Annotated in this window: 30 protein-coding genes and 1 riboswitch; of the genes, 17 read left to right on the top strand and 13 right to left on the bottom strand. The window is 65.5% G+C overall.

Features of this window, described 5'->3' with window-relative positions; all coding sequences use genetic code 11:
• Nucleotides 1–29: 29 nt before the first annotated feature.
• Nucleotides 30–914, bottom strand: coding sequence for a LysR substrate-binding domain-containing protein (locus tag ABLE86_RS18175; RefSeq protein WP_348780448.1), 885 nt, complete (start codon nt 912–914; stop codon nt 30–32).
• A gap of 230 nt (nt 915–1,144) precedes the next feature.
• Between ABLE86_RS18175 and ABLE86_RS18170 the strand changes: the two genes are divergently transcribed.
• On the top strand, nt 1,145–2,068 hold the full coding sequence (locus tag ABLE86_RS18170) for a DMT family transporter (protein WP_348780375.1): 924 nt from the start codon (nt 1,145–1,147) through the stop codon (nt 2,066–2,068).
• Nucleotides 2,069–2,141: 73 nt separating this feature from the next.
• Here ABLE86_RS18170 and ABLE86_RS18165 read toward each other — a convergent pair whose 3' ends face one another.
• Genes ABLE86_RS18165 through ABLE86_RS18155 form a run of 3 tightly spaced genes read right to left on the bottom strand, consistent with a single transcriptional unit; the run spans nt 2,142 to nt 3,989 of the window.
• Nucleotides 2,142–2,783 (bottom strand): glutathione S-transferase family protein, encoded by a 642-nt coding sequence (locus ABLE86_RS18165; protein WP_348780374.1) that lies wholly within the window; start codon nt 2,781–2,783, stop codon nt 2,142–2,144.
• A 5-nt stretch (nt 2,784–2,788) separates the two neighbouring features.
• Complete coding sequence (gene hpt, locus ABLE86_RS18160; protein WP_348780373.1) at nt 2,789–3,331, bottom strand: hypoxanthine phosphoribosyltransferase; 543 nt, start codon at nt 3,329–3,331, stop codon at nt 2,789–2,791.
• 4 nt (nt 3,332–3,335) lie between these two features.
• Entirely contained in the window at nt 3,336–3,989 is a 654-nt protein-coding gene (locus ABLE86_RS18155) for a hypothetical protein (protein WP_348780372.1), read from the bottom strand.
• A 191-nt stretch (nt 3,990–4,180) separates the two neighbouring features.
• Between ABLE86_RS18155 and ftsE the strand changes: the two genes are divergently transcribed.
• The 4 genes from ftsE to ABLE86_RS18135 all read left to right on the top strand — a co-directional run bounded on the left by ftsE (nt 4,181) and on the right by ABLE86_RS18135 (nt 7,501).
• Nucleotides 4,181–4,840, top strand: coding sequence for a cell division ATP-binding protein FtsE (gene ftsE / locus ABLE86_RS18150; RefSeq protein WP_348780371.1), 660 nt, complete (start codon nt 4,181–4,183; stop codon nt 4,838–4,840).
• Complete coding sequence (locus tag ABLE86_RS18145; RefSeq protein ID WP_348780370.1) at nt 4,833–5,798, top strand: ABC transporter permease; 966 nt, start codon at nt 4,833–4,835, stop codon at nt 5,796–5,798. Before ftsE ends, ABLE86_RS18145 begins: the two co-directional genes overlap by 8 nt.
• A gap of 228 nt (nt 5,799–6,026) precedes the next feature.
• Nucleotides 6,027–6,623, top strand: coding sequence for a YdcF family protein (locus tag ABLE86_RS18140; protein WP_348780447.1), 597 nt, complete (start codon nt 6,027–6,029; stop codon nt 6,621–6,623).
• A gap of 89 nt (nt 6,624–6,712) precedes the next feature.
• Nucleotides 6,713–7,501, top strand: coding sequence for a 1-acyl-sn-glycerol-3-phosphate acyltransferase (locus ABLE86_RS18135; RefSeq protein WP_348780369.1), 789 nt, complete (start codon nt 6,713–6,715; stop codon nt 7,499–7,501).
• A gap of 50 nt (nt 7,502–7,551) precedes the next feature.
• Here the strand turns inward: ABLE86_RS18135 and ABLE86_RS18130 are convergent, their stop codons facing one another.
• Nucleotides 7,552–8,064: a gamma-glutamylcyclotransferase gene (locus ABLE86_RS18130; protein WP_348780368.1), complete on the bottom strand. Its 513-nt coding sequence runs from the start codon at nt 8,062–8,064 to the stop codon at nt 7,552–7,554.
• Between the two features lie 156 nt (nt 8,065–8,220).
• On the opposite strand from ABLE86_RS18130, the gene ABLE86_RS18125 reads away from it, so the two are divergent.
• The gene (locus tag ABLE86_RS18125; protein WP_348780367.1) at nt 8,221–9,207 is read left to right on the top strand and encodes a DUF2125 domain-containing protein; all 987 of its coding nucleotides are present in this window, start codon (nt 8,221–8,223) and stop codon (nt 9,205–9,207) included.
• A gap of 278 nt (nt 9,208–9,485) precedes the next feature.
• On the opposite strand, the gene ABLE86_RS18120 is transcribed toward ABLE86_RS18125, so the two are convergent.
• The gene (locus tag ABLE86_RS18120; RefSeq protein WP_348780366.1) at nt 9,486–10,430 is read right to left on the bottom strand and encodes a prephenate/arogenate dehydrogenase family protein; all 945 of its coding nucleotides are present in this window, start codon (nt 10,428–10,430) and stop codon (nt 9,486–9,488) included.
• Between the two features lie 3 nt (nt 10,431–10,433).
• Entirely contained in the window at nt 10,434–11,546 is a 1,113-nt protein-coding gene (hisC, locus tag ABLE86_RS18115) for a histidinol-phosphate transaminase (protein WP_348780365.1), read from the bottom strand.
• A gap of 326 nt (nt 11,547–11,872) precedes the next feature.
• A riboswitch (SAM riboswitch) is annotated at nt 11,873–11,951 on the top strand.
• A gap of 54 nt (nt 11,952–12,005) precedes the next feature.
• Between hisC and metA the strand changes: the two genes are divergently transcribed.
• Both metA and ABLE86_RS18105 read left to right on the top strand, forming a co-directional pair.
• Nucleotides 12,006–12,938, top strand: a complete 933-nt coding sequence (gene metA, locus ABLE86_RS18110) for a homoserine O-succinyltransferase (RefSeq protein ID WP_348780364.1) — start codon at nt 12,006–12,008, stop codon at nt 12,936–12,938.
• A gap of 237 nt (nt 12,939–13,175) precedes the next feature.
• The gene (locus ABLE86_RS18105; RefSeq protein ID WP_348780363.1) at nt 13,176–14,378 is read left to right on the top strand and encodes an AI-2E family transporter; all 1,203 of its coding nucleotides are present in this window, start codon (nt 13,176–13,178) and stop codon (nt 14,376–14,378) included.
• 15 nt (nt 14,379–14,393) lie between these two features.
• Here ABLE86_RS18105 and ABLE86_RS18100 read toward each other — a convergent pair whose 3' ends face one another.
• The gene (locus ABLE86_RS18100) at nt 14,394–15,026 is read right to left on the bottom strand and encodes a TetR/AcrR family transcriptional regulator (protein ID WP_348780362.1); all 633 of its coding nucleotides are present in this window, start codon (nt 15,024–15,026) and stop codon (nt 14,394–14,396) included.
• Between the two features lie 71 nt (nt 15,027–15,097).
• Here ABLE86_RS18100 and ABLE86_RS18095 point away from each other — a divergent pair, with 71 nt between their 5' ends.
• Nucleotides 15,098–16,384, top strand: coding sequence for an MFS transporter (locus ABLE86_RS18095; protein ID WP_348780361.1), 1,287 nt, complete (start codon nt 15,098–15,100; stop codon nt 16,382–16,384).
• A 3-nt stretch (nt 16,385–16,387) separates the two neighbouring features.
• On the opposite strand, the gene ABLE86_RS18090 is transcribed toward ABLE86_RS18095, so the two are convergent.
• Complete coding sequence (locus tag ABLE86_RS18090; protein WP_348780446.1) at nt 16,388–17,143, bottom strand: class I SAM-dependent methyltransferase; 756 nt, start codon at nt 17,141–17,143, stop codon at nt 16,388–16,390.
• Between the two features lie 115 nt (nt 17,144–17,258).
• Here ABLE86_RS18090 and gloB point away from each other — a divergent pair, with 115 nt between their 5' ends.
• Nucleotides 17,259–18,026, top strand: a complete 768-nt coding sequence (gloB, locus tag ABLE86_RS18085) for a hydroxyacylglutathione hydrolase (protein ID WP_348780360.1) — start codon at nt 17,259–17,261, stop codon at nt 18,024–18,026.
• Complete coding sequence (locus tag ABLE86_RS18080) at nt 18,023–18,469, top strand: cupin domain-containing protein (RefSeq protein ID WP_348780445.1); 447 nt, start codon at nt 18,023–18,025, stop codon at nt 18,467–18,469. Before gloB ends, ABLE86_RS18080 begins: the two co-directional genes overlap by 4 nt.
• An 18-nt stretch (nt 18,470–18,487) precedes the next feature.
• Here the strand turns inward: ABLE86_RS18080 and ABLE86_RS18075 are convergent, their stop codons facing one another.
• Genes ABLE86_RS18075 through ABLE86_RS18065 form a run of 3 tightly spaced genes read right to left on the bottom strand, consistent with a single transcriptional unit; the run spans nt 18,488 to nt 20,866 of the window.
• On the bottom strand, nt 18,488–19,159 hold the full coding sequence (locus ABLE86_RS18075; RefSeq protein ID WP_348780359.1) for a lysoplasmalogenase: 672 nt from the start codon (nt 19,157–19,159) through the stop codon (nt 18,488–18,490).
• Nucleotides 19,156–20,043: an EamA family transporter gene (locus ABLE86_RS18070; RefSeq protein WP_348780358.1), complete on the bottom strand. Its 888-nt coding sequence runs from the start codon at nt 20,041–20,043 to the stop codon at nt 19,156–19,158. The genes ABLE86_RS18075 and ABLE86_RS18070 overlap by 4 nt, the downstream gene beginning before the upstream one ends.
• A gap of 28 nt (nt 20,044–20,071) precedes the next feature.
• Nucleotides 20,072–20,866, bottom strand: coding sequence for a DUF3108 domain-containing protein (locus ABLE86_RS18065; protein ID WP_348780357.1), 795 nt, complete (start codon nt 20,864–20,866; stop codon nt 20,072–20,074).
• Between the two features lie 252 nt (nt 20,867–21,118).
• Here ABLE86_RS18065 and ABLE86_RS18060 point away from each other — a divergent pair, with 252 nt between their 5' ends.
• From ABLE86_RS18060 to ABLE86_RS18040, 5 genes are all read left to right on the top strand, one after another.
• On the top strand, nt 21,119–21,709 hold the full coding sequence (locus ABLE86_RS18060; protein ID WP_348780356.1) for a biotin transporter BioY: 591 nt from the start codon (nt 21,119–21,121) through the stop codon (nt 21,707–21,709).
• A 4-nt stretch (nt 21,710–21,713) separates the two neighbouring features.
• Nucleotides 21,714–22,157, top strand: coding sequence for a DUF1284 domain-containing protein (locus ABLE86_RS18055; RefSeq protein WP_348780355.1), 444 nt, complete (start codon nt 21,714–21,716; stop codon nt 22,155–22,157).
• A gap of 118 nt (nt 22,158–22,275) precedes the next feature.
• Nucleotides 22,276–22,569, top strand: coding sequence for a 50S ribosomal protein L28 (rpmB, locus tag ABLE86_RS18050; protein ID WP_348780354.1), 294 nt, complete (start codon nt 22,276–22,278; stop codon nt 22,567–22,569).
• A 97-nt stretch (nt 22,570–22,666) separates the two neighbouring features.
• Nucleotides 22,667–23,350 carry a queuosine precursor transporter gene (locus ABLE86_RS18045; RefSeq protein ID WP_348780353.1) on the top strand — a complete coding sequence of 228 codons (684 nt, stop codon included), beginning with the start codon at nt 22,667–22,669 and terminating at the stop codon, nt 23,348–23,350.
• A gap of 3 nt (nt 23,351–23,353) precedes the next feature.
• The gene (locus ABLE86_RS18040) at nt 23,354–24,049 is read left to right on the top strand and encodes a hypothetical protein (RefSeq protein WP_348780352.1); all 696 of its coding nucleotides are present in this window, start codon (nt 23,354–23,356) and stop codon (nt 24,047–24,049) included.
• 24 nt (nt 24,050–24,073) lie between these two features.
• Here ABLE86_RS18040 and ABLE86_RS18035 read toward each other — a convergent pair whose 3' ends face one another.
• Nucleotides 24,074–24,502 carry an Lrp/AsnC family transcriptional regulator gene (locus tag ABLE86_RS18035; RefSeq protein ID WP_348780351.1) on the bottom strand — a complete coding sequence of 143 codons (429 nt, stop codon included), beginning with the start codon at nt 24,500–24,502 and terminating at the stop codon, nt 24,074–24,076.
• 127 nt (nt 24,503–24,629) lie between these two features.
• Here ABLE86_RS18035 and ABLE86_RS18030 point away from each other — a divergent pair, with 127 nt between their 5' ends.
• The gene (locus ABLE86_RS18030; RefSeq protein ID WP_348780350.1) at nt 24,630–25,730 is read left to right on the top strand and encodes a saccharopine dehydrogenase family protein; all 1,101 of its coding nucleotides are present in this window, start codon (nt 24,630–24,632) and stop codon (nt 25,728–25,730) included.
• The last annotated feature ends 76 nt before the right edge of the window (nt 25,731–25,806 follow it).

The raw sequence follows: 25,806 nt of genomic DNA, 5'->3' as shown, positions 1-25,806 counted from the left end.
CCGGTGCAAGCCAGCGCCGCATGCCGCGGTCAGTCGTCGGGCAGCACGGTGACGGTCAAGCGCGAGTAGAAGGCCTCGCGGATCGCTTCCGCCATGCCGTTGATCGCCTCGCTCGCCTCGCCCGGCGCGCGGTGCAGCACGACATTCGAGGCGTCGATGTCGCCAAAGCCCTCGGCCGCGGTCAGTTCGCGGCAGTCGGGCGGAATGTTGGAGCGCGACACCGGCGCGATCGCGAGGCCGGAGGCCACCGCCAGTTTGAGCCCGCCCGTGGTGTCGCTGGTATAGGCGACGCGATAGGCGTGGCCGCGATCCTCCAGCGACTTCAAGGCGAAGTCCTTGCACCAGCCGCCGCGGTTGTAGAGCGCCACCGGAAGCGGCTGCTCCTCGTGCTGGAGATGCACGTTGGACGTCACCCACACCGTGGGATCGCGCATCAATATCTCGCCGTCGGAAAAGTCCTGCCATTCGAACACCACGGCAAGGTCGAGTTCGCCCGCCTCCAGCGCCTCCATCTGCGAGGCGGAATGGGCGTAGCGGACGGTGATCTCCACCTTCGGATGCCGCTTGGCGAAGGCCCCCAGCGCCCGCGACAGGATCGAATAGCTGTATTCCTCCGGAATGCCGATCCGCACCGGCCCGTCCAGCGGTTCGGCGCGCATGGACGCGGCCGTCTCGTCGAGCAGCGAGACGATGCGGCGCGCATTATGGATGAGGTCCTGGCCCTTGCGCGTCAGCGACACGCCGCGCGAGCCGCGATCGAACAGCGGTTCGCCGACCATCTCCTCCAGCCGCTTGATCTGCATCGACACTGCCGACTGCGTGCGGCGCACCTGCTCGGCAGCCTTGGTGAAATTACTGGCCTCGGCAACCGCCACGAAGGTGCGCAACAGGTCGCTGTCGAGGTGAACCGTCATTGCCTTGGCCATAAGAATTTCTGATTGCTGGCATCATCCCAATTCGTTTGAAACATGTCAATCAACGGACGATATTGCGTGAGAGATCGAGAGTTTCATGCGAATGCGCCGGCACTGCAGGCGTGGAAATGAGCACAGTCCTCACTCACCCGCTGTCCCCCTGGGGCTGCGGGTTCTTTTTATCCGGCCGCCGGACCGCTTCCGGCTGTTGTGCGAGGGCGCTGAACATCATGCATAACCGGACTGTCCTTGGCATCGCCTCGCTGTGCATCGGCATTCTGGTGTTTTCCGTGCAGGACCCGCTGATCAAGGCGGTGTCGGACCGCTATCCGGTCATGGAGGTGATGGCGATCCGCTCCATCGTCGCGCTGCCCATCCTGCTCTTCATCGTGCACCGCGATGTGGGGCTGGCCGCGCTCGCTTCGCGCCGCTTCGGCCTCTTGACCTTGCGGGCGCTGACCCTCTTCACCTCCTATACCTCCTACTATCTGGCGCTCGCCGCCCTGCCGATGGCCGATGCCGTGGCGCTCTATTTCACCGGACCGCTGTTCATCATGCTGCTGGCCGGCCCCTATCTCGGTGAGCGGGTGGCGTGGCAAAGCGTGGTCACGGCCTCGATAGGCCTGACCGGCGTGCTGGTGATGCTGCAGCCCGGCAATTCCGTGCTCGACTGGGCGGCATTCCTATCGCTGATGTCGGCCGCCCTCTACGGCTTTTCGCAACTGGCGGCGCGCAAGCTGGGCTCTACCGAATCCTCGACCGTGATGAGTTTTTACCAGAACGGCGCCTATCTGCTCGGCGCCATCATCGCCGGCGTCATCTTCACGGTCGCCGATCTCGGCGAGATGACGCATCCGAGCGTGAGCTTCCTCACCCGCCCCTGGGTGTGGCCGACGTCTATCGACTTCGCAATGATGGCATCATGCGGCGTGGTGGCTTCGGCCGGCATGATCCTGCTTTCCCAGGCCTACCGGATGGCCCCGGCCAACGTCGTTGCCACTTTCGAATACAGCGGCATCCTGTGGGTGCCGCTGTGGGGCTTCCTGTTCTTCGGCGAAGTGCCGCAGGGGCCGACCCTGGCAGGCGCGGCGCTGATCGTCGGCGCGGGCCTCTTTGCCCTCAACTCGAGGCAGCGGGTGAAAGCGCCGGCTTGAGGCGGGCACCGTGCATAATGGCGCGGCCCTTTGATTTGGCGGACGAAAATGAGCGCTTCGGAGGAGCCGCCGTTCAAGCTGCGGGCAGTCCCGGCTCCGTAAGCGCAAGGCTTTCGCGGCCTTTCAGAGTCTGCCACCAGGCATCCAGCTTGGGAAATGCCCGCAATTCGGCCGCCCCTTCCTCGGCGGCGGCGAAATAGGCCATCATCGCGCCCAGATGCAGGTCGGCAAGGCTGAGCGCGTCGCCAGCCAGAAACTCGCCGCCAGTCGCCATGTCCTCCACCGTAGCCAGCACGCGACGGGAAGCGAGCAACCCCTCGGCAAGAACGGCTTCGTCGGCCTTCGACCCTCTGGCCTGGTTGAACACGCGCTGCACGAAAACCTGTCTCACCATTGGCCAATAGCCATAAGCGTCAACGACGGCGATGATCTGGTTCATGCGCGCCCGACGTCGTGCGTCCGAAGGCTGGAGCGGCCTTCCTGGCAAGGCATCATCGACGTAGCGCGTTATCGCCGTGGTTTCGTAGAGCACGAAATCGTCGTGCACCAGCGTAGGCACCCGCCCGAACGGCTGCAGCGCCAGATAGTCCGCAGGGATCGTGTCAGCGAACGGATCGATCTCCACGTGGTCCCACGGCACGCCCTTTTCGAGGAGAGCCAGCCGCGCAATCCGGAGGTAGACGCTGTAGCGATAGCCATAGAGCGTCACCCCCATGGCCCTCAGACCTCGCCCTTGACCACGCCGACGAATGGCAACTCGCGGAAGGCATGCGCCACGTCCATGCCATAGCCGACCACGAAGTAGTCGGGGCAGTCGAAGCCGACATAATCGGCGTTCAGCTCGGTCTGGCGGCGCATGCGCTTGTCCAGAAGAACGGCGATGGAGCAGCTCTTGGCGCCGCGCGACATCATCAGCTCGCGCGTGTAGGACAGCGTCTTGCCCGACTCCAGAATGTCGTCGATGAGCAGCACGTCGCGGCCCGCCACCTCGTTGTCGATGTCGCGCAGCACGCGCACCTCGCCGCTGGTGGTGCCGGTGCCGTAGCTGGAGATGAAGATGAACTCGACCTCCGGCGACAGGCCCGCATCGTGCATCGCGCGGATCAGGTCGGCGGCGAAGATGAACGAGCCCTTCAGCACCGATATGACCAGCAGGTCGGTGTAGTCGCGCGAGGCGATTTCCTTGGCCAGCTCGAGATTGCGCCGGGCAATCGCCGAGGCGCTGAACAGAACTTCGATATCCTTGCCGCGAACAGCCGGCATGCTCTTAGTCTCCAAAGGCGACCGCTACGGTCTTCACGCCGTTCTTAGGCACCGCAAGGCGCGAGGAAAAGGCAAATCTGCCGCCCGGCGCCAGGGGCGTCTGCGATGTCCCCAGCTTGTACAAGGTAGCGCGCCCGTCCTCGCCGGTCACGCGGATTTCCAGCGCCGGCAGCAGCGCGGCCCTGTTGCCGTCATTGGTGGCCTCGCCATCGACATAGAGGATCGGCCTGCCGGCAGCGGTGTCGACGCGCGACTTCACCCCGCTGATCGTGAAGGCGGGTGCTGCCTGCGCGACCTCGGGAAAGGGCAGCTGGCGAAGCAGCGCGTGCCCGCCCGAACTCCAGAATGCCGCGAGCACGAGCCCCAGCCCGAAGGCCCAGAAGGCAGGTCCTCCGCGCCGGGAAAAGGGGCGCGCGCCTAAGCGGGGAAGCGTCCTGTTCTTGCGCAGAATCTCCATGCCGGCCGCCGGCGAAAGGCCGGGCGCCACGGCAACCGCATCGGATTGGGGGAATACATGAGCGGGTGCGGCCGAAGGTACAGTCTCGAAATCGGCGTCGATCACATCGGCACGGGTCTGACGGCGCGGCAGCACCTCGACGGCCGCGGGCGACGCTATGATCTCGCCGGAAACCGGGCGCGCGGTGCGACCGTCTGACATAGCCGAAAGGATATCCTTTTCGAATGTTCCCGGATTCCGGAGGTAAACGGAATTGGTTAATGCTTCCCCACCAGACAGCGAATCAGGCCCGCTTTTGCCGTGAAATTTAACCGATCGTTAACCCTCCGGCCCGAAGGTCGTCTCGAACAGTCGGCCCGCTTTGGGGGCCCCAACACCCAAGGGCTCTGCATTTGATCCGCTTCGAGAACGTCGGCCTGCGCTACGGGATGGGCCCGGAAATTCTCCGCGACATTTCCCTGCACATTCCCGAACGCTCGTTCCAGTTCCTGACGGGCCCCTCCGGCGCCGGCAAGACCACCCTGCTGCGGCTTCTGTTCCTGTCGCTGAAGCCGACGCGCGGGCTGATCACCGTCTTCGGCAAGGACCGCTCGCGTATATCGCCGCAGGAGCTGCCGCTGATGCGCCGTCGCATCGGCGTGGTGTTCCAGGACTTCCGCCTGCTCGATCACATGACGACCTACGAGAACGTCGCGCTGCCGCTGCGCGTGCGCGGACGCGAGGAGGCAAGCTACCGCGGCGACGTGACCGAGCTGTTGAAATGGGTCGGCCTTGGCGAGCGCATGCATGTGCTGCCGCCGGTGCTGTCGGGCGGTGAAAAGCAGCGCGCGGCAATCGCGCGCGCCCTGATCGAGCAGCCCGAATTGCTGCTGGCCGACGAGCCCACCGGAAACGTTGACCCGCCGCTTGCGCGGCGGCTGCTGCGCCTGTTCATCGAACTCAACCGGCTGGGAACGGCGGTGGTGATCGCCACGCACGATCTCGCCCTGATGGAACAGGTCGACGCACGGCGCATGATCCTGGCCGACGGAAGGCTCGACGTCTATGACTGAAGCGCCCGACGAGGCCCCGCAGGCGCCCCGCCACGCGCGGCGCAAGACCGCGCCCATCGTACCGCCGCAGAACATAGCCGGGCGCGCGCTGGTGTTCGTCATCGCCATCATGACCTTCCTGTCGTGCCTGACGCTGGGCGCCGTGACCCTGGTGCGCGACACCGCTTCGACCTGGGAAAGCCAGATCGCGCGCGAGGCGACGATCCAGATCAGGCCGGTCGACGGGCTCGACATGGAGGCCGCACTGCAAAAGGCCGCCGAGATCGCCGGCCAGTTCACAGGCGTGCGCGGCGTCAAGATCGTGGACCGACAGGCCACCGCCCGCCTGCTCGAACCATGGCTGGGATCGGGCCTCGACATGGACGAGCTGCCGGTGCCGCGGCTGGTCATCGTTACAATCGACGAGGACAACCCGCCCGACTTCGTGGCCATGCGCCAGCATTTGCTGCCGGCCGTGCCCAGCGCCACGCTGGACGACCACCGGACCTGGGTCGACCGGCTGGTCGCCATGGCGCACACCACCGTCACGCTCGGCATGGCCGTGCTGGTGCTGATGCTGTCGGCAACGGTGCTCACCGTGGTGTTCGCCACCCGCGGCGCCATGTCGGGCAACGGCCACATCATCGAGGTGCTGCACTTTGTCGGCGCGGAGGCGCGTTTCATCGCCGCGCAGTTCCGCAAGCATTTCCTGCTGAGCGGCATGAAGGGCGCGGCCGCCGGCGGCCTGGCGGCAATGATCGTCTTCGTCTTGTTTTCGTGGTGGTCGTCGCGCAACCTGGCCACGCCGCAGGCCGACCAGGCGACCGCGCTGTTCGGCAATTTCGCCATTGGCGCGGCAGGCTATGGCGGGGTCGCGCTGGTCGTACTGCTCATCGGAGCGCTGACGGCCGCCACCTCGCACGTGACCGTGGTCACCTACCTCAAGGACATCGAGGTCGGCCATCACGACGGGCTATAGACCGGAGGCGGACTGATCGCATCATCCTCTCACGCAGCACGACCGGCCGTAACCGAATGTGCGGAAACCTGCATGGCGTCCATTCGCAAATTTCCATGATATGATGACGTGGTTCGAAAAGAGGATGCCAGCGACGGCATGAGGGACGATCCGGTGGCGGCCACAGCACAATCCAAGCGCACAGGCGACGTTCTGCGCACGGCGGCCGTGGGGTTCGTCTGCGCAGGCATGCTGTTTGCCGCCGGCTTCGGCGTGTTTGCCCACCATATCAGCAGTCTCACCACGCCTAAAAATCCGCCGAGCGCCGATGGCATCATCGTTCTGACCGGCGGCCAGGCGCGCCTCGACGCCGCGCTGGAACTGCTCAAGTCGGGCAAGGGCAAGCGCCTGCTCATCAGCGGCGTGCACCCCTCGGCCGGGCGCAAGTCGCTGCAGATCGCGACTGGCGCCGACAAGGCGCTGTTTTCCTGCTGCGTGGATATCGACCATGCCGCGCTGGACACGATCGGCAATGCCGAGGAAAGCGCCAAGTGGATCGAGGACCACGCCTATTCCAGCGTCATCCTCGTCACCAACAACTATCACATGCCGCGCAGCATGCTGGAACTGGGCCGTCTCATCGCCGATGCCGACCTGAAACCCTATCCGGTGGTCAATACGCGGCTGGACGGCGGCGGCTGGATGACCAATCGCGGCGCGCTGAGGGTGCTGTTCACCGAATACACCAAATATGTCGCCGCGCTGGCACGGGCCGTGGTGCCGTTGCGCTCGACGGCGGGCGGTGTCGCAGTGGTCGATGCTTCCTCGAAAACCGCCGCCAACTGAGATCTCTTGCCGTCACGGCGTCGCGCCATGGTTTTCCTTTGGCAGTTCTTGGTGTAACCAGCCCTGACCTTCCGTCTCAGGTTTCATCCATGGTTCAAATTCGCTCGCTGGCGTTCAACATCGTCTTCTACGCCAACCTGATCCTCCAGATGCTGTTCTGGACGCCGTTCTATTTCCTGGCGTCGCGCCAGCGCGCCTGGTTCGTGCCGAAATTCTGGGCCTGCTCCAGCCTGTGGCTGCAGGAGAAGATCGCCGGCACGAAAAGCGAGGTCACGGGGCAGGAAAACCTGCCGCATGGCTCCTACATCCTCGCGCCCAAGCACCAGTCCTTCTGGGACACGATCGCATTCCTGCCCTACATTCCCGATGCGCTCTACATCCTCAAGCGCGAGCTGACCTGGATACCCTTCTTCGGCTGGTATATCGCCAAGATGCGCATGATCCCGGTCAATCGCGGCAGCCGCTCCAAGGCGCTGAAGGCCGCCGTGGCCGCCACCAAGGCGGAGCTTGACCGCAACAGCCGCCAGCTCATCATCTATCCCGAAGGCACCCGCCGCGCGCCCGGCGCCGAGCCGGCCTACAAGTGGGGCATCGTGGAACTTTATTCGCAGCTCAACCTGCCGGTGGTGCCGGTGGCGCATGTGGCCGGGCTCTACTGGCCGCGCCGCAAGTTCCTGCGCCATCCGGGCACCATCCACGCGCGCTTCCTGCCGCCGATCCCGCCAGGGCTGGGCAAGGAGGAGTTCATGCAGCGGCTTATCGCCGAAACCGAAGCCGCCTGCGACCAGCTTCTCATCGAGGCGGCGAGGTCGAAAAACCCGCCGCCGCTGCCGCCGACGGCCGTGGAGCGGCTGAAGGAACTGGGCGCGAAGGTCTAGGGCCCGTTTTCCTCAGCCCCTGGCCCGCGCGCCTGGCGAGGGCCGGTTGGCTAGAGCCGCCGCGCCACGGCTTCCAGCCAGTGGTCGCGAATGCCGAGCGCTTCCAGATGCCGAAGCGTGTTGAGCACATATTCCTCGTTCGGACCCGACTGCCCGACCGCGCCGGCAACGATGCGCGCCGCCTCTGCCTCATGGAGGTTGCCGGCATATTGCTCATGCGCGCGGTCGACGATGTAGCAGAGCGCCTCCACCCTCTCGCCAGCGGCGAGGCGCACGACATGGGTGCGCTCGACATAGACATTGGTGACCAGTTCGCGCTCGCGCAGATAGCTCACCACCTCCTCGCGCAGCTCGCCCGGAACGCGGAAGGCAAGGCCGACACAGGAGCCGCCTCGGTCGAGCCCCAGCACCAGGCCGGGACGTTCCTTCGTGCCGCGATGGACGTAGGATTGCACGCATAATGAACGGCGAAAGCCATGCAGATGCGCGCGCTGGGTCTCGACATGCGCAAAGCCGGGACGCCAGATCAGCGAGCCATAGCCAAAAACCCAAAAATCGCCCATATCGAGAAGCCAACTCCGAATGCAGCGCACTGCTGCCTCGAAGCCATGCATAAAATATCGCCGCCGAAAGGAAAGACAGGATTTTGCCGGGTCGGCCCGTTTCGGAAAAAGGATGCTCCCGAAAGGAGCGCCCGGAAGAAGAGGATCTTCGCCAAGATGCCGTCAGACGACAGCCGCAAGCCAAACTACAGCCGCCGCTTCATGTGGCTGGCGCTTTTCATCGTGGTGCTGTTCGGCGGCTACAGCCTTGGCTGGTTCTACCTTGCCGACAAGCTGGAGGCGCAGGCAAAGTCCCGCATCGCGGCGCTGAACCATGACGGCGTGACCGCCGACTGCGCCAACCCGGTGGCGCGCGGCTTCCCGTTCAGGCTCGGCCTGTTCTGCGACCGCGTCGCCTTCACGGACCCGGCGCGCGGCATCAGTATCACCGCCGGCAGCTTCCGCTCGGTGGGCCAGATCTACGATCCCGCCCATCTCATCGCCGAGCTTGACGGCCCCGCCCGCATCGACGTGCCACAGGCACTCTCGCTCGCGCTCGCCTGGGGCAATCTTCGCGCCAGCGTGCGGCTGGCCCAGCCGCTGCCGCAGCGCGTCTCGCTGGAAGGCAGTCAGCTGAACGCAGACACCACTGACGGCGCGCACCTGGCAACCGTGGAGACCTTCGAGGGCCACATGCGCCCCAACGGTGCGGACGTGGACCTGGCCGGCACATTCTCCAGCCTCTCGCTCGACCCGTCCGTCGTGGACGGCCGCACCGTGCCGCCGCTGTCGGGTGAAACCGACCTCACCATCAACAACGGGGTCCAGCTTATCGGCAGCCGGACGCAAAGCCTGCGCGGCCAGTCCGGCACCATCCACACACTCGACCTCTCCACGGCCCAGACCACCGGCCTCTCACTGAGCGGGCCGTTCTCGGTCGATCAGGACGGCCTGCTGGACGCCGATTTCAAGGTGAAGGTTCGCGACCCACAGGGCCTGGCCACCGTGCTTGGCGGCGTGCTGCCGGAAAAGAGCCGGGAAATCCACCAGGGCTTCATGGGCCTTTCCCTGCTCGGCAGGGAGCCGTCATTGCCGCTGAAGATCGTCAAGGGCAAGGCATCGCTGGGCTTCATCAAGCTCGGCCAAGTGCCGCCGCTGCAGTAGAGCGATGAGCAACTGAATTCGACCCCCCACTCCGGTTTGCTTCGCAAACCACCATTCCGGGGCGAGCCGCGGGTCTCGCCCGTCCTTCGGACCCCCCGCTCGACGGGGGAGAGGGAAGAGCCGGCCGCGAGCCTGGCGCCCTTCCTCTCCCCTTTTGAGGGGGAGAGGTGCCGAGCGACGCGAGGCGGAGTGGGGGTAATCACACCATATGCGATTGCCTCCCTTCGGGAGAGGACGCGAGCGAGGCAACTGTCAACGCAGCCCCAAACCAGCAGGGCTCAGCCCTTCGCCAGCTTCTCCGGATGCGCCACGACCTGGCGGCCGAAGTCGGGCGCGTCGATGTCCTGGCCGGCGTCGATGATCGAGCGGCGGATGGTGCGGGTGCGCGTGAACAGGTCGAACAGCTTCTCGCCGTCGCCCCAGCGGATGGCGCGTTGCAGCGAGGCAAGATCCTCCGAGAACCGCGCCAGCATTTCCAGGATCGCGTCCTTGTTGTGCAGGCACACGTCGCGCCACATGGTGGGGTCGGATGCGGCCAGGCGCGTGAAGTCGCGGAAGCCGGAGGCCGAATACTTGATCACCTCGGACTTCGTCACCGTCTGCAGGTCATCGGCGGTGCCGACGATGTTGTAGGCGATGATGTGCGGCAGGTGCGAGACGATCGCCAGCACCATGTCGTGATGCTCGGGGTCCATGGTGTCGATGTTGGAACCGCAGCGGCGCCAGAATTCCGACAGCTTCTCCAGCGCCTCCGGGTCGGTGCCCGGCAGCGGCGTGAAGATGCACCAGCGGTTTTCGAACAGTTCGGCAAAGCCGGCGTCGGGACCGGACTTTTCCGTGCCCGCCAGCGGATGGCCGGGAATGAAATGCACATGCGCGGGCATGTGCGGCTGCATCTGCGCGATCACCGAGCCCTTGGTCGAGCCGACATCGGTGACGATGGCGCCGGGCTTCAGCGCCGGCGCGATTTCCTCGGCGACAGCGCCGGACGAACCGACCGGCACCGAGACGATGACGAGGTCGGCGTCCTTCACCGCCTCGGCGGCGCTGGTGGTGTAGGAATTCCCGAGATCCAGTTCCTCGGCACGTTTCAGCGTGTCGGGGCTGCGGGTGGCGATGGCGACATGGCCGGCGAGGCCCTCGCGGCGAATGACCCGCGCCAGCGACGACCCGATGAGGCCGATGCCGACGAGGGCGATCTTCTCAAACAATGGAGCGGACATTTTCTAGCTTTTCAAAAACTCGGTGAGAGCGGCGACGACGCCGCGATTGGCTTCTTCGGTTCCGACTGTCATCCGCAGCGCGTTGGGAAAACCGTAGCCTGCAACGCGCCGCAGAATATAACCGCGCTCGCCTAGATAGTCGTCGGCCGCCGCCGCCGAGTGCTTCCCGTCATCGGGGAAGTGAATGAGGATGAAATTGCCGACGCTGGGCGTAACGCGAAGGCCGAGCCTGGTCAGCTCTTCCGTCAGCCATGCCAGCCACTGCTCGTTGTGCGCCACGGTGTGCTCGACATGGGCGCGGTCGCGCATCGCCGCCACGCCCGCCTCGATGGCCGCGGCATTGACATTGAAGGGCCCGCGCACCCGGTTCAGCGCATCGACGACATGGGCGGGCGCGTAAGCCCAGCCCAGGCGCACGCCGCCAAGCCCGTGGATCTTGGAGAAGGTGCGGGTCATGACCACGTTCTGCGAGTTCGAGACCAGCTCGATGCCGGCTTCGTAGTCGTTGCGGCGCACATATTCGGCATAGGCCGCGTCCAGCACCAGCAGCACGTTCCCGGGAAGGCCGGCGTGCAGGCGGCGCACCTCCTCGAAGGGAAGGTAGGTGCCGGTCGGGTTGTTCGGGTTGGCCAGGAACACGATCCTGGTCTTGTCCGTCACCGCCGCGAGGATGGCGTCGACATCTGCGGTCTCGTTCTTCTCCTTGGCCACGACCGGCACCCCGCCCGCTGCCTGGATGTAGATGCGGTAGACCAGGAAGCCGTGCTCGGTGAAGATGCCCTCGTCGCCCGGCTGCATGTAGGTCTGCGTCAGCAGGCCGATGACTTCGTCCGACCCGTTGGAGCAGATGATATTGGCCGGGTTCAGGCCATAGGCCTCGCCGATAGCCTCGCGCAGCCTGGTGGCCGAGCCGTCGGGGTAGAATTCGAGCCGGCCTGCAACCTCGCGCACGGCCTCGATGGCGGCGGGCGAAGCGCCGAGCGGATTTTCGTTCGACGACAGCTTGTGCACCTTGGTGACGCCCGCAGGCGCGCTGCTCTTGCCGGGCACATAGGCAGCGATGTCCATGATGCCGGGCTTCGGCTGCGGGCGGCTCACGTCATTCGCTTGCGTCATGGCTGAAAAATCCGGCTTTCCACGGTCAAAAGGGACGCGAGGGAAATACCCGCCAGGGCGCGGATTGTCGAGAAAAAGCTTTTGGTCCTGGGCTCGAGGACACCGGTCGGCTTATACCCCCACCCCTGCCCCTCCCCACAAGGGGGAGGGGTTTCTTGCGGCGTGGCTGCCCGGCGCCAACTTTCGCCGTTTCGGGTGGCAACGGTCCCGAAAATCGTCCCCCTCCCCCTTGTGGGGAGGGGTTAGGGGTGGGGGTCCATCGGGTGCAATTGCAATGCGACACCCCTAAGTGATTGACGCCGCCCGGGCACGGACGTAAAAAAGCTGCAACGTTCCGTGGTGATTTGGCCGGTCGGCTTGCAGCCACGTTAAACAAGTCGCTAAAGGGACCGATTACGACAAATTCGTTCGGACCGGTCGCGATTTCGCCACCGGTCTTTTTTGTTTGGAGTTTGTGCGATGCCGATCAAGATCCCCGATCAGCTCCCCGCCCGCGAGGTGCTCGTGCGCGAAGGCGTGTCCGTGATGGACGAACGGACGGCGCTGCGGCAGGACATCCGTCCGCTGCAGATCGGGCTCCTGAACCTCATGCCGAACAAGATCCGCACGGAAACGCAGATCGCCAGACTGATCGGCGCCTCCCCCCTCCAGGTGGAGCTGACGCTGGTGCGCATCGGCAACCACAAGGCCAAGAACACGGCCGAGGAGCATCTCATCTCCTTCTACCAGACCTGGGAAGAGGTCAGGCACCGCAAGTTCGACGGCTTCATCGTCACCGGCGCGCCCATAGAGTTGCTGGACTTCGAGGAAGTCACCTATTGGGACGAGCTCAAGTGCATCTTCGACTGGACCACCACTCACGTCCATTCCTCCTTCTTCATCTGCTGGGGCGCGATGGCGGCTGCCTGGCACTTCCACCGCATTCCGAAATACACGCTCGACAAGAAGGCCTTCGGCGTCTTCCGGCATAGCAACAATGCGCCCGCCTCGCCCTATCTGGCCGGCTTTTCGGACGATTTCGCCATTCCCGTCTCACGCTGGACGGAGGTGCGCAGCGCCGACATTCCCACGGGCGCGGGGCTGGACCTGCTGATGGAATCGGACGTGACCGGCCCCTGCCTGCTGGCCGAGGCGACCGGCAACCGGCTCTACATGTTCAACCACATCGAATACGACTCCACCTCGCTCAAGGAAGAGTATGACCGCGACGTGGCCGCCGGTACGCCAATCGAGGTGCCGCACGGCTATTACCCCGACGACGATCCGGCCCGCCGGCCGCTGAACCGGTGGCGTTCGCACGCCCATCTTCTGTTCGGCAACTGGATCAACCAGGTCTATCAGACCACGCCCTACGACCTGGAAAACGTCGGAATGTCCCTCGACACGCCATGACGCTGAGGCTTCCGCAATCTCTCGCCCGGCAATGGCGGCGGATCGCATTGTCCGGCGAAAACTCCTGGCTGGTCACAAAGCGGTACCCTTCCGCTGCTATCCTTCCGGCAGTCGACTTCGCCGGGCCCCGAGCTTCCGGCGTGCGGCAGATGCTCCCCGTTGCGCGAAATCCCTTGGTGCGGCCCGCGCAAGAGAGTAGTGAAGAAGACGCCGCGTCAAGCTGAGGAGAAAAGGCATTTGAGCGAACAGGAACTCGGGCCCTCGAAGCGGGAACCTCGCCTGCTCGGGCTTTCCACGCCCGCCCGCATCCCGCTCATCCCGCCACTCACGGCGGCCCGATGGCTGTTGGTGCTGATCATCGCGGCGGGCGTCTATTTCTTCAACGGCTTCCTGGTACCGGTGCTCGCGGCGCTCGTCATCGCCTTTGCGAGCTGGCCGCTCTACCAGCGGCTGCGCGACGCCGTTGGCGGAAGTCGCACCGTCGCGGCCACGCTGGCGCTCGTCTTCATCATCACCTTCCTCGTGGTGCCGATCGTTCTGGCCGGAACCTACACCGTCAACGAAGTGCGGGAATGGTTCAGCTGGGCGGTCGAAACCAACCGCAACGGCGCGCCGACGCCCGAATGGATGACCGCATTGCCGGGCGTGGGCGAATGGCTGGACCAGCAATGGGTGCGCCACATCGGCCACCCCGGTGCCATCGGCGAGCTTATCCAGATCGTCAGCGGCGCCAATATCGGCAGCATCTATCGCGGCGTGCTGGCGGCCGGCGGCGGCGCCTTCAACCTGCTTTTGACGCTGCTGTTCATGCTGATTGCGCTGTTCTTCGTCTATCGCGACGGCGAAAGCTTCGCCAGGCAGATAGACAAGTTCGGCGAGCGCATCCTGCCGACCCGCTGGGAACGCATTTCCCGCGTGGTGCCGGCAACCATCAGCTCCACCGTCACCGGCATGACGCTGATCGCCATCGGCGAAGGCGTGGTGCTCGGCACCGCCTACTGGATCGCCGGCGTACCCTCGCCGGTCACGCTCGGCGTGCTCACCGGCGTCATGGCCCTCATCCCCGGCGGCGCGCCGCTGTCGTTCACGCTGGTGTCGGCCTATCTGGTCGCGCGCGGCACGCCCATCGCCGGCGTCGGGCTGTTTGCCTGGGGCTCGATCGAGCTGTTCATCGTCGACAAGACGCTGCGGCCCAGACTGGTCGGCGGGCCGATCAAGCTGCCCTTCCTCCCCACCTTCTTCGGCCTGGTGGGCGGCGTGAAGACCATGGGCTTCCTGGGCCTGTTCATCGGCCCGGTGCTGATGGCGCTTCTGGTCGCGGTCTGGCGCGAATGGCTGCGCGAACTCGACCAGCCCGAAAGCCCTGCTGGCGCCGTAGTCCAGGCAACCGAGGAACTTCTGCCCGAGCGGGAACCGAAACGGCTCGTAAGTTCCGAATAGTCTTCCCGGCGGCCGTCAGCGCTGCTTCAGGCTCGCTGCAATCAGACGGTCGGCATTGTCGGCTACGCTCGCCGCAGGCCCTCCGGGTCCGAAGAGTTGGCCCGAGACATAGGCGCCCTCGATCAAGAGCAGCAGCCCGTCGCCGAGCGTGTCGGCATCTTCCGCGCCCATTTCCGCCGCCATGGCGCGCAATCGCCGCCGCAACTCGCGCTTGTTGGCTTCGCTGACCAGCCGCGCCGGGTGGCCATGCTCCGGATATTCGATCGCGGCGTTGGTCATGCCGCAGCCGCGGTAGTCCGGCTGCACCGCGCGCTGGCCCACCCCTTCCAGGAACGCGAGTATCTGGCCGCGCGGATCGCCCGGATGGTCGGCCACCGCCTTGTCGAAGCGCTCCCAGAACTCCGCCTCGTAGCGGCGCAGATAGGACGCTGCGAGTTCGTCCTTGGACGAGAAACTGCGATAGAGGCTGGGCTTGGTCACGCCCGCCTGGCGCACGATCTCGTCGACGCCGATGGCGCGGATGCCCTGGCGATAGAACAGGTTGCGCGCCGCGCCCAATATGCGCTCTGCCGCGCGCGGCTGGTGCTGCGCTGCATCGTCCGATCTGGCAGCATCTGGCAGCTTCGTGATGCTCGTCTTGGTCGACATGCACTGGCTCTCTTGACTTTGTTACTGACCGGTACGTACAAATGACAACCCGCAACGTACCGGTCAGTAACATGAGCTTAGTTCAAAAGCGCCCCTTTGGCCAGCGTTACGCCTTCGTGGTCGTGGCGGTGATCTTCCTTTCGCTGCTGATCGCGGCCGGCTTGCGCTCGGCGCCGGGCGTGCTGATGCTTCCCCTGGAAGAAGCCTTCGGCTGGCGGCGCGACGTGATCTCGTTTTCCGCAGCCATCGGCATTTTCCTCTACGGACTTGCCGGCCCCTTCGCCGCCGCGCTGATGGAGCGCGTGGGCCTGCGCCGCACGCTGCTGGCCTCGCTGGCGCTGATGTCGGCCTCCACCGGGGCCAGCCTGCTGATGAGCGAGCCCTGGCACCTGATCGCAAGCTGGGGCGTGTTTTCCGGCATCGGCTCGGGCGCCGTGGCTTCCGTGCTCGGCGCAACCATCGTCAACCGTTGGTTCAAGACCAATCGCGGCCTGATGATGGGGCTCATGTCGGCCTCCAGCGCCACCGGCATGCTGGTGTTCCTGCCGTTTCTCGCCGCCCTTGCCCAGTCCGGCGGCTGGCAGCCGGTGGTGATCGCGGTTTCGGTCGCCACCGCCGCGCTCATCCCGCTGGTCTATCTGCTGGTGCCCGAGCGCCCGGCCTCCATCGGCATCACGCGCTATGGCGCCGAGCCGGGCGAGAAAGAGCAGCCATCGCTCGCCGCCAGCGGCAACTTCCTGACCGCGACCCTGAGCACGCTCAGGCAGGCGGCGGGCACGCGCGTGTTCTGGTATCTCTTCGCCACCTTCTTCATCTGCGGCTTCACCACCAACGGGCTGGTCGGCACCCATCTCATCGCCTTCTGCGGCGACATGGGCATTCCGGAAGTGCGCGCGGCGAGCCTGCTTGCCCTGATGGGCATATTCGACCTCGTCGGCACCACGCTGTCGGGCTGGCTCACCGACCGCTTCGACCCGCGCAAGCTGCTCGGCATCTATTACGGCGTTCGCGGCCTGGCGCTGGTCTACCTGCCCCTTTCCGGCTTTTCAGGCACCAGCCTGACCATCTTCGCCATCCTCTACGGGCTCGACTGGATCGCCACCGTTCCGCCCACGCTCAGGCTCTCCAATGAAGCCTTCGGCGACCGCTCGGGCCCGCTGGTGTTCGGCTGGATCGTGGCCGGCCACCAGATCGGCGCGGCCACCGCCGCCTATTTCGGCGGTGCCTTGCGCGAGATGCAGGGCGACTATGCGCTGGCCTTCCAGATCGCCGGCATGACGGCGATCGCCGCCGCGGCCCTGTCGCTGCTGATCGAACCCAGCGAGACCCTGCGCCGCCGGGCGCCGCAGCCGGCGTGAAACCTAACGGCCTTTCGCGGCTTTCCGCGCGTGGCCGCTAATGCCTTGCGGCGTTAGCACCGGCACGAAGACCCGGCGCGAGGCGCGCTGGGCCACCGGCACGCCCTGATACAGGCGCTTCTGCGCCTCCACCACGACGACGCCGGAAAAGATCGGCCAGAAGCGGCGGCCGGTGCGCTCCAGCAGATTGTGGAAGCGCATGACGAGGCCGCTGTGCGAGGGCGGAAACAGCAGCGCCTCCGTCCAGGCGGCGGGCGTGAAATTCGCGTCGCGCAGCAGTTCCATGAGCTGGCCGCGCGAGAACGGCCGCCCGGTACCGAAGGGCGTGTGTTCGAAGCGGGCCCAGACGCCGCGCCGGTTCGGCACCACGATGACGACGCGCCCGGCCGGAGCCAGCACCCGCCAGATTTCCTTCAGTGTCTCGCGCGGGTTCTCGGCGTGCTCCAGCGAATGCACCAAAAGCATGCGGTCTATCGAGGCGTCGGGCAGCGGCAGTTCCTCGTCGAACACCAGCGCCGTGGCCGAAGGCTGCGCCGGCGGCCAGGACACCGCACCTTGCGTGGCCGGCATGAAGGCAAAGACGCGCTCGGCATCGGCGCCGAATCGGTCGAGCCAGGGCAACGCATAGCCAAGCCCCACCAGCCGCTCGCTGGGAATGCTGGCCCAGACCGAGGTCAGCGCCATGCCGATCGCGTCTGCGACCGCATGGCCGAGCGGCGTGCCGTAGAAGGAGCGCAGGTCGACGATATCCGAATTCATGGCCCCGACGGTAGCGACCTTGCGAGGCGAGTTCAACAAAGCCTTCTTGGAAGCGTCGCGGGGATGACAGGAGGCACCCGCCGCCCTATCGTCCCCGACAGCAAGGAGAGTAGCGATGACGCTCGAGTTCGAACAATTCATGTGCCGCAGCGACAATTTCGGCGTGCTGGTGCACGACGCCGCAAGCGGACAGACGGCGTTGATCGACGCGCCGGAGGAAGCGTCAATCCTCGCCGCGGTCCAGCGCACCGGCTGGAAGCCGACGATGATCCTCACCACCCATCACCACGGCGACCACGTCGAGGCCAATCTGGCGCTGAAACAGCGCTTTGGCCTGCGCATCGTTGGGCCGCAGGCCGAAGCCGAAAAGATCCCCGGCATCGACCACGGCGTGGAGGAAGGCGCCACCATCCCCTTCGGCGGCCACCTCGTCTATGTCATCTCCACGCCGGGCCACACTGCCGGCCATGTGTCCTACTACATTCCCACGGCGAATGTGGTGTTCACCGCCGACACGCTGTTTGCGCTGGGCTGCGGGCGGCTGTTCGAGCGCCCGGCGGCGGTCATGCTCGAATCGCTGAGGAAGCTTGCCGCCCTGCCTCCCGAGACGAAGGTGTTTTGCGGCCACGAATACACGCAGGCCAATGCGCGCTTCGCCCTCACCATCGATCCCACCAACTCGGCGCTTAAGGAACGCGCCGCCCGGATCGACCGCCTGCGCGCCGAGGGCAAGCCGACGCTGCCCACCACCATCGGCGAGGAGCTTGCCACCAACCCGTTCCTGCGCTGGCACGACCCGGCGATCCGCAGGAACCTCGGCATGGAAAATGCCGCCGACGAGGCGGTGTTCGCCGAAATCCGCAAGCGCAAGGACCTGTTCTGATGTCGGCCGAGATGACCGCAGCAGCCATCATCCAAACGCTAGGTATGCAGCGGCATCCCGAGGGCGGCTGGTATGTGCAGACCTTCCGTGACGCGACTGCCTTCAACCCGCGCGGCCATTCCACCGCGATCTATTTCCTGCTCGAGGCAGGCGACGTTTCGGCCTGGCACCGGGTGAAGGATGCGGCCGAGGTCTGGCACTTCTATGCCGGCGCGCCGCTGGAAATCACCATGCACGAAGAAGGCGGCGAGGTGACCCGCCATCGCCTCGGCCCGGATCTTGCCGCCGGCGAGCGCCCGCAGCAAATCGTGCCGGCAGGAGTATGGCAGACGGCGAAAAGCCTCGGCGAGTGGACCCTTGTCGGCTGCACGGTCGCGCCGGGCTTCGAGTTCTCGCAGTTCGAGCTGGCAAAGGAAGGCTGGGAGCCGGGCAAGGCGGAATAGCTTCCCGCCCCGCCAGGTTCACGCCACTGTCAAAAATCCGAGCGCGATCAGCGCCTGCGCGGCATAGTAGAACGCCCACACCCCGTGGAGCATCCAGAAGCGAAGCGACTTGCTCGGGCCCAGCAGGAACCTTTCCGTCGCCAGCAGCGCATCGGACGCGATGAACAGCACCGCGCCGACAATGATGCGCCAGTCGGCCAGCGTCAGCGCGGCCAGGCCCATGGCCAGGATGGCGACGACATAGATGGCGATCGGCACCCGGAGGCCGGCCTCCACGCGCGGCCACAGCACGGCCAGCATCCCCAGCGCGAGCACGACAATGACGGCCGCCAGCAGCAGGCGAGGCGTCGAAAACAGGACCCCGGCCCCGCCGCCGGCATGCAGGAACAGCACGACATAGAGCAGATGCGCGGCAAGGAAGCTGGCGAGCCCACTCAGGAACGCCTTCTCGCCCTCGCGCGACAGGAAGGCATCGCCCAGCGCGCTGAGCGCCAGCGCGCCTGCCAGCAGCTTCGGCCCGCCAACCGTCACCGTCAGCGCCGCCAGGAGGGCCACCGGAACTGTCTTCACCACCGTGCGCCTGATCGACACCGGCGCGTCGAGGAGAAAGAAATAGATGCAGGCCGCCGCCACCGAAAACAGCAGCATGCCATTGGCCGTCGCTTCAATGCCGCCGGAAAAGGGCATCATGCCTCGGCTCCCGCAGGCTGGTTCCTTCCGAACAGCATCGATTTTGCGGCCAGCACCGCGCCGCCGGTGATCAGGATGCAGGCGGCGATGATGCTGGGCGTCGGCGCGGCAAATCCGGCCACGATCAACACCAGCGTCGACAGCAGCGGCGCGGCATAGCTCGCCGCCCCCAGAACCTGGATGTTGCCGCGCTTGACGCCGTGGTCCCAGGCGTAGAAGGCGGCGCCCACCGGCATCAGCCCCAGGCCGATAACGGCCAGCCACTGGCCGGCATTTGCCGGAAGCACCGTCTCTTCAAGCGCGAAGTGGCACAGCAGCGACAGAACGGCCGTCGCCGCGCAGAACCAGGTGACGATGGTGGTGGGCACGGAAGGGAAGCGGCGCGACAGCAGCGAATAGCCCGACCACAGGAAGGCGCAGACACCGGCCATTGCGTAGCCGAAGGTATAGCGGCTGTCGAAGGAAAGCCCGCCGCCCTTGGTGACGATGAGAAAGGTGCCGGCAAGCCCCAGCAGCGCGCCGGCAATGTGGTTCCAGCGCAGCCGCTCGCCCGGCATCAGCGCCGAGCCGAGCACGATGAACAGCGGCCACAGATAGGCGATCAGGCTCGCCTCCACCGCCGGCGCATTGCGCAGCGCGGTGAAGTAGAAGAAGTGGTAGCCGAACAGGCCGGCAATGCCGATCAGCCAAACCTGCGGCGGGATCTTCGGCTGTTCCGCCGGTTGTGCCATGAACAGACGCGCCACCAGGCCGACGCCGGTGCCGATGGCGAAGGTGATGGCCGAGAGCAGGAATGGCGGAACCTGGCCGGATGCGTCTGTCAGAAGCGCCAGCAGCGCCCACATGGCAACCGCCGAAAAGCCGATAAGCGTGGCACGACCCATATTCCCCCCGGTCGGGGCTGCCAGGCCCCTAGTTCACAGCCTCGAAATTCCGCGCCCGGATTGTTATTGTGCCGATCTGCGTGCCGACCGTGGCGTGGACAGGCGCATATACCCCGGTTGTGCCGATGGGCGCAAACGAGATGGCTATCTTGCTGCGGTTTTTCAGGTACTCGATCGACTTGTGGCCGCTGCGATAGCCGCCCACGGGCACGAAGCGCGCGCTGCAGGTCACCGCCTCGCCCGAATAGCCTGGTATCGAAACCGTCCCCGTCGAGACGTAGCTGAGCACGAGGTTGGCGCGCATCTCGCCGTCGAACATCTTGACCGTGCGGCCGCAGACCTGCTCCGGCTTGTCGGCGCGCACCAGCGTCGCCGACAGCGGGTCCAGCACGGCGCGCAGGTCGGATTTCGCCACCGGCACCCAGTCGTCGCCGCGCTTCTTCGGCGCCGGCACGTTCACCACCTTGCTCACATTGCCGCCGGCAAAGCCGATCTCCGTCTTCTTGGCTTTGCGGCCCGACACATAGTTGGTCACGAAGCCGTCCGGTCGGGGCGATGTGCCGGAGAATCGGCCGGAAGCCGACACCGTGCCCTTGGTGTCGTCGAATATCTGCGCAATACCGGCGCTCGACATGCTGCCGCGCACCCGGAAGCGGTCGCCCTCGAAGCTGCTGTCGAATTTCGAGCGCGCGAGAGTGAGCCCGAGGAAGGAAATGGTGTATTCGCTGCGGAACGACTGAGCCGCCGCAGCCCCCGACAAAAGCGGGGTGAAAACAATGACAGCCGCAATCGCGACCGAAACCGGCTTGAAAATGCTCGCCATGGCTGGCGCCCTCTATGCTTTGCGCGTCCGAAGCGCGACGCGCGAAAATCCCTTCGCGGCGATAAAACGTATAATTTCGGCGGATATATGGGCCGCGGCCGGTAGCCGGCCAGCCCCAGCGCGCACGCCGCGCGGGTTTTGCAGCCGGCCTTATTGCACTGCATCATCAGACTGTGGAATACCATGCGCCCGCGATGCGCGCCGGCAGAGGCCTGCGCCGTCCACGGAGCATCTGATATCTGGAGACCCGAGATGAACAACCTTTCCACCGCGACCGCCAGCAGCGCCTATGTGCCGCTTCGCCTGCGCGACCGTCCGCTTGCGCTGCGCGCCGCCGTCGTGGCGCTGGGCACGCTGTTTCTGGCCGCTTCGTCCTGGGTCGAAGTGCCGATGGTGCCTGTGCCCATGACCATGCAGACCTTCGCGGTCACCCTTATCGGCGCGCTCTACGGCTGGCGCCTCGGCGCCATCACCGTTCTGGCCTGGCTGGGCGAAGCAGTGGTGGGCATGCCCGTTCTGGCAGGCGGCGCCGGCGGCCTTGCCCACTTCGCAGGCCCGACGGCCGGCTACCTATTCGCCTTCCCGATTGCTGCGGCCATGGTTGGCTGGCTGGCCGAGCGCGGCTGGACCGGCAGGGGCAACCTGCTGAGCAGCTTCATCGCCATGCTTCTGGGCAACGCCTTCATCCTGGTGATGGGCGGCGCCTGGCTGGCCGCGATGATCGGCGTGGAAAAGGCCATCACCTTCGGTGTCACGCCCTTCATCCTCGGCGCCATCGTCAAGTCCGCGCTCGCCACGGCAAGCGTCGAAGCCACCCGCCGCGCCGGCAAGCCCACGGCCTAAGGCTGTGACAGTCCGTATTCGCGCCCACCATCTCCTGTGCATGCTGACCTATGTCGGCAAGGGATACAGCGGCGCGTTTACGGCAAATTTCGACAAGATCGTCGAAAGGCTCGGCAATGGCGAGGACCTGATTCTCGTCACCGGGCCCGACGACATCTGCGCACCGCTTCTGGCCGACAAGAACGAACATTGTTTCGGCCAGAGCGTTGTCGAGCGCGACGAAAACGCCGCGCGGGCAGTGGAAACGCTGCTCGGCCGCCCGATGCGGCCGGGCGAGCGATTCTCGCTGGATGGGGAATGGCTGGCGCGCATGCGCAAGGCTTTCGCGGCCGGGGCAACCCGCCAGCCTTGCGAAGGATGCGAATGGCACGACCTGTGCACCGAAATCGCGGGAAAAGCCTATCAAAACACCCGCCTCGCAATCGAAGCGCCGAAGCCTCGCCCTTGACGGGTCAGCCAAACCCGATTAAGGAACGCCAACTTTTCCATGCGGCCGCTTGACCAGATTGCGCGCCATGCACTTTTGGTGCGCCGCATTTGGCCGTCTCGAACCGAAGGTAAGTAATATGTCTCGCGCTTGTGAATTGACCGGCAAGGCCGTTATGACCGGCAACAACGTAAGCCACGCCAACAACAAGACCCGGCGCCGCTTCCTGCCGAACCTGGTCAACGTGACGCTGATTTCCGAAGCGCTGAACCAGAACGTGCGCCTGCGCATTTCGGCCAACGCCCTGCGCTCGGTCGAGCACCGCGGCGGCCTCGACGCCTTCCTGGTGAAGGCCGACACCGACGAGCTGTCGCAGCGCGCGCGCCTGCTGAAGAAGCAGATCGCCAAGAAGCTGGCCGAGCAGACCGCCTGATCGCCTTTCCGGCGGGGGACGACCGCCTGACAGAGAGCGCGATTCGGCCATTTTACCGGCGTCGCGCTCCACTGGTTCCATCACCCAGGTTAAAAAAATGAACTTTTCAGCTCGTTATTTGCCCTTCGTGGCTGCCATGGCGATTGTCGTCGTGGCGTCGAACATTCTCGTTCAGTTTCCCGTACAGGGGCAGCTCGGCTCTCTCGCGCTTGCCGACCTCCTGACCTGGGGCGCCTTCACCTACCCCGCCGCCTTCCTCGTCACCGATCTTGCCAATCGCCGCTACGGCCCGCAGATGGCGCGCCGCGTCGTGTTCATCGGCTTCATGACGGCTGTTGTCTGCTCCATCGTGGTGCCGCCGCTGCTGTTCCAGCATGGCTTCATCGAGTATGGCACCGCCGCCGACCGGCTGGCGCGCATCGCCGCCGCGTCCGGCGCGGCCTTCCTGTTCGGCCAGTTGCTCGACGTCACCGTGTTCAACTGGCTGCGCCGCCAGAGCTGGTGGCGCGCGCCGGTGTTCGGGTCGCTGTTCGGCTCGGTCATAGACACCATCATCTTCTTCTCCATCGCCTTTGCGCCGGCCTTCTTCTTCGTCGGCCCGAGCGACGATTTCGCGCTTGAAATGGCGCCGCTGTTCGGCGTGTTGCAGCACGAGGCGGCCCGCTGGCAGTCCTGGGCACTGGGCGACCTGTCGGTAAAGCTCATCATCGCCGTCGTCGCGCTGATTCCCTACCGCCTCATCGCCGCCCGCTGGAACCAGCCGGCAGTGGCAACGGCATAGCCGATGCTGCCCTGGGTCCAGCTTGATTCGGCGACGACGCCGGGCGGCGGAGAGCTTCGCCTGAAAAGGCGCGGCGGCGAGTTCTCGATCATGCTGGGAACGAACGAGCTGATGAACAGCCGTCTCAGCGGCTCGGAGGAGGCGCTGGCGACATTGTCCTGCCAACGGATCGGCGGGCGCCGTTCGCCTCACATCCTGATTGGCGGGCTGGGCATGGGCTTTACGCTTCGCGCCGCGCTTTCCGCGCTGGGCGCCGATGCCCACGTCACCGTCGCGGAACTGGTGCCCTCGGTCGTCGCCTGGGCGCGCGGCCCTATGGCGGAAGTCTTCGGCGGCTGCCTCGACGACCCGCGCGTCACGATCCGCGAAACCGACGTCGGCCTCCTGATAAAGGAAGCCTCGGCCACCTATGACGCCATTCTGCTCGACGTGGACAACGGGCCTGAGGGGCTTACCAGGCAAGCCAATGACGCCCTCTACAGCCTGCCCGGCCTGCACCGCGCACGCACCGCGCTGCGGCCAGGCGGCGTCCTGTCCGTATGGTCGTCGGGGCCGGATCGGTCGTTCACGAACAGGCTGCGCCAGGCAGGATTTTCGGCCGAGGAAGTGAAAGCCCGCGCCGGCGGCAAGCGCGGCGCGCGCCACGTCATCTGGCTGGCCACCAAACAGGGCGAAGCAAGCTCAGGAAAGGCCGGCTGATCCCATCAGGCGGCACGGCCCGCTTCAGCGATCTATCCGGGTAGACAGGATAATCGACGACAGGGTGCGTTCCACACCTTCCAGCGCACCGATCCGGTCGATCAATATGTCGAGGTCGCGCACCGAAGGCGCCTCCACCACAATGATCATGTCGAAGCTGCCGCTCACCGAATGCAGCGTGCGCACCTCGGGAATACGCCTCAGCACCGTCTCGACCGAGGCCGACAGCTTTGGCAGCGCCGTCACCAGGATATGCGCGCGCACGAGGTTCTTTTCGTAGTCGGCCGACAGCTTGACGCTGTAGCCCGCAATCACCCCGCTTCTTTCCAGCCGCTCCAGGCGGCTCTGCACCGTCGTGCGAGAAACGCCCAGCCGGCGCGCCAGTTCGGCGGTGGAAGCGCGCGCATCCTCCCGAAGCAGGGCGATCAGGGCGCGGTCGGCGTCGCTCGTCATTATGTCCAGTCCTCTCGGCAGATTAGCAATCATGTACCGATATTTTGCGCAAAGTGATACTGCCTTCCGACGTGGCGCCGGATTACGATTTGTCATTCTTTGCATTTGCATTTCGAGGGGCACTACCATGCACGAGATCGTCGTCGTCGGCGCAGGCAAGATCGGCGCAACCATTGCAGACATGCTGGCGGGCAGCGGAGACTATAGCGTCACCGTCGTCGATCGTTCGCAGGCGCAGCTCGACGCGCTGGATGTCGGCGCCGGCATCGCCACGCGCCAGATCGACATCGGCGAGGCCGGCGCGCTGGAAGCCGTACTCGCCGGCAAGTTCGCCGTGCTGAGCGCCGCGCCCTTCCACCTCACCACGCGGATAGCCGAGGCTGCGGCCGCGACCGGCGTGCATTATCTCGACCTCACCGAGGACGTTGCCAGCACCCGCCGCGTGAAGGAACTGGCCGCCAGCGCCTCCAGCACCTTCATCCCACAGTGCGGGCTTGCGCCGGGGTTCATCTCCATCGTCACCAACGACCTGGCCAGGAACTTCGACACGCTGGACAGCGTGCGCATGCGCGTGGGCGCGCTGCCGCAATATCCGTCCAACGCGCTGAACTACAATCTCACCTGGAGCACCGACGGCGTCATCAACGAATATTGCGAGCCTTGCGAGGCGATTGTCGATGGCGAACTGACCGAGGTGCCGCCACTGGAAGAGCGCGAGGAATTCTCCCTGGACGGCGTTACCTACGAGGCCTTCAACACTTCGGGCGGGCTCGGCACGCTGTGCGAAACCTACAAGGGCAAGGTGCGCACGCTGAACTATCGCACCATCCGCTATCCCGGCCATGCGGCCATCATGAAGGCGCTGCTCAACGATCTTGGCCTGCGCGACCGCCGCGAAGTGCTGAAGGACATCCTGGAAAACGCCCTGCCGGCCACGCTGCAGGACGTGGTGGTGATCTTCGTCACCGTTTCGGGCCGCAAGAACGGCCGCCTGATGCAGGAAACCTACGCCAACAAGATCTACAGCCGCCGCGTCGGCAACACCGTGCGCAGCGCCATCCAGATCACCACCGCCTCCGGCATTTGCTCCGTGCTCGACATGCTGGCTTCCGGCGCCCTGCCCGCCAAGGGTTTTGTCCGGCAGGAAGACATCGCACTCGACACGTTCCTGGCCAACCGCTTCGGCCGCAACTACGCGCTGGCTACCAGCACCACGCTGGCAGCCTGAGGCGCCTTGGCGGCAAGGGAGGAGATGAACGCGTCTTCTCCCGATGCCGGACCGCAGCATCCTCCTCCCAATATGC

Source organism: Mesorhizobium sp. KR2-14, assembly GCF_040049255.1.
Lineage (GTDB): Bacteria > Pseudomonadota > Alphaproteobacteria > Rhizobiales > Rhizobiaceae > Pseudaminobacter.
The sequence above is the reverse complement of the archived record's forward strand: the minus strand, read 5'-3'. Positions and strand labels throughout refer to the sequence as shown.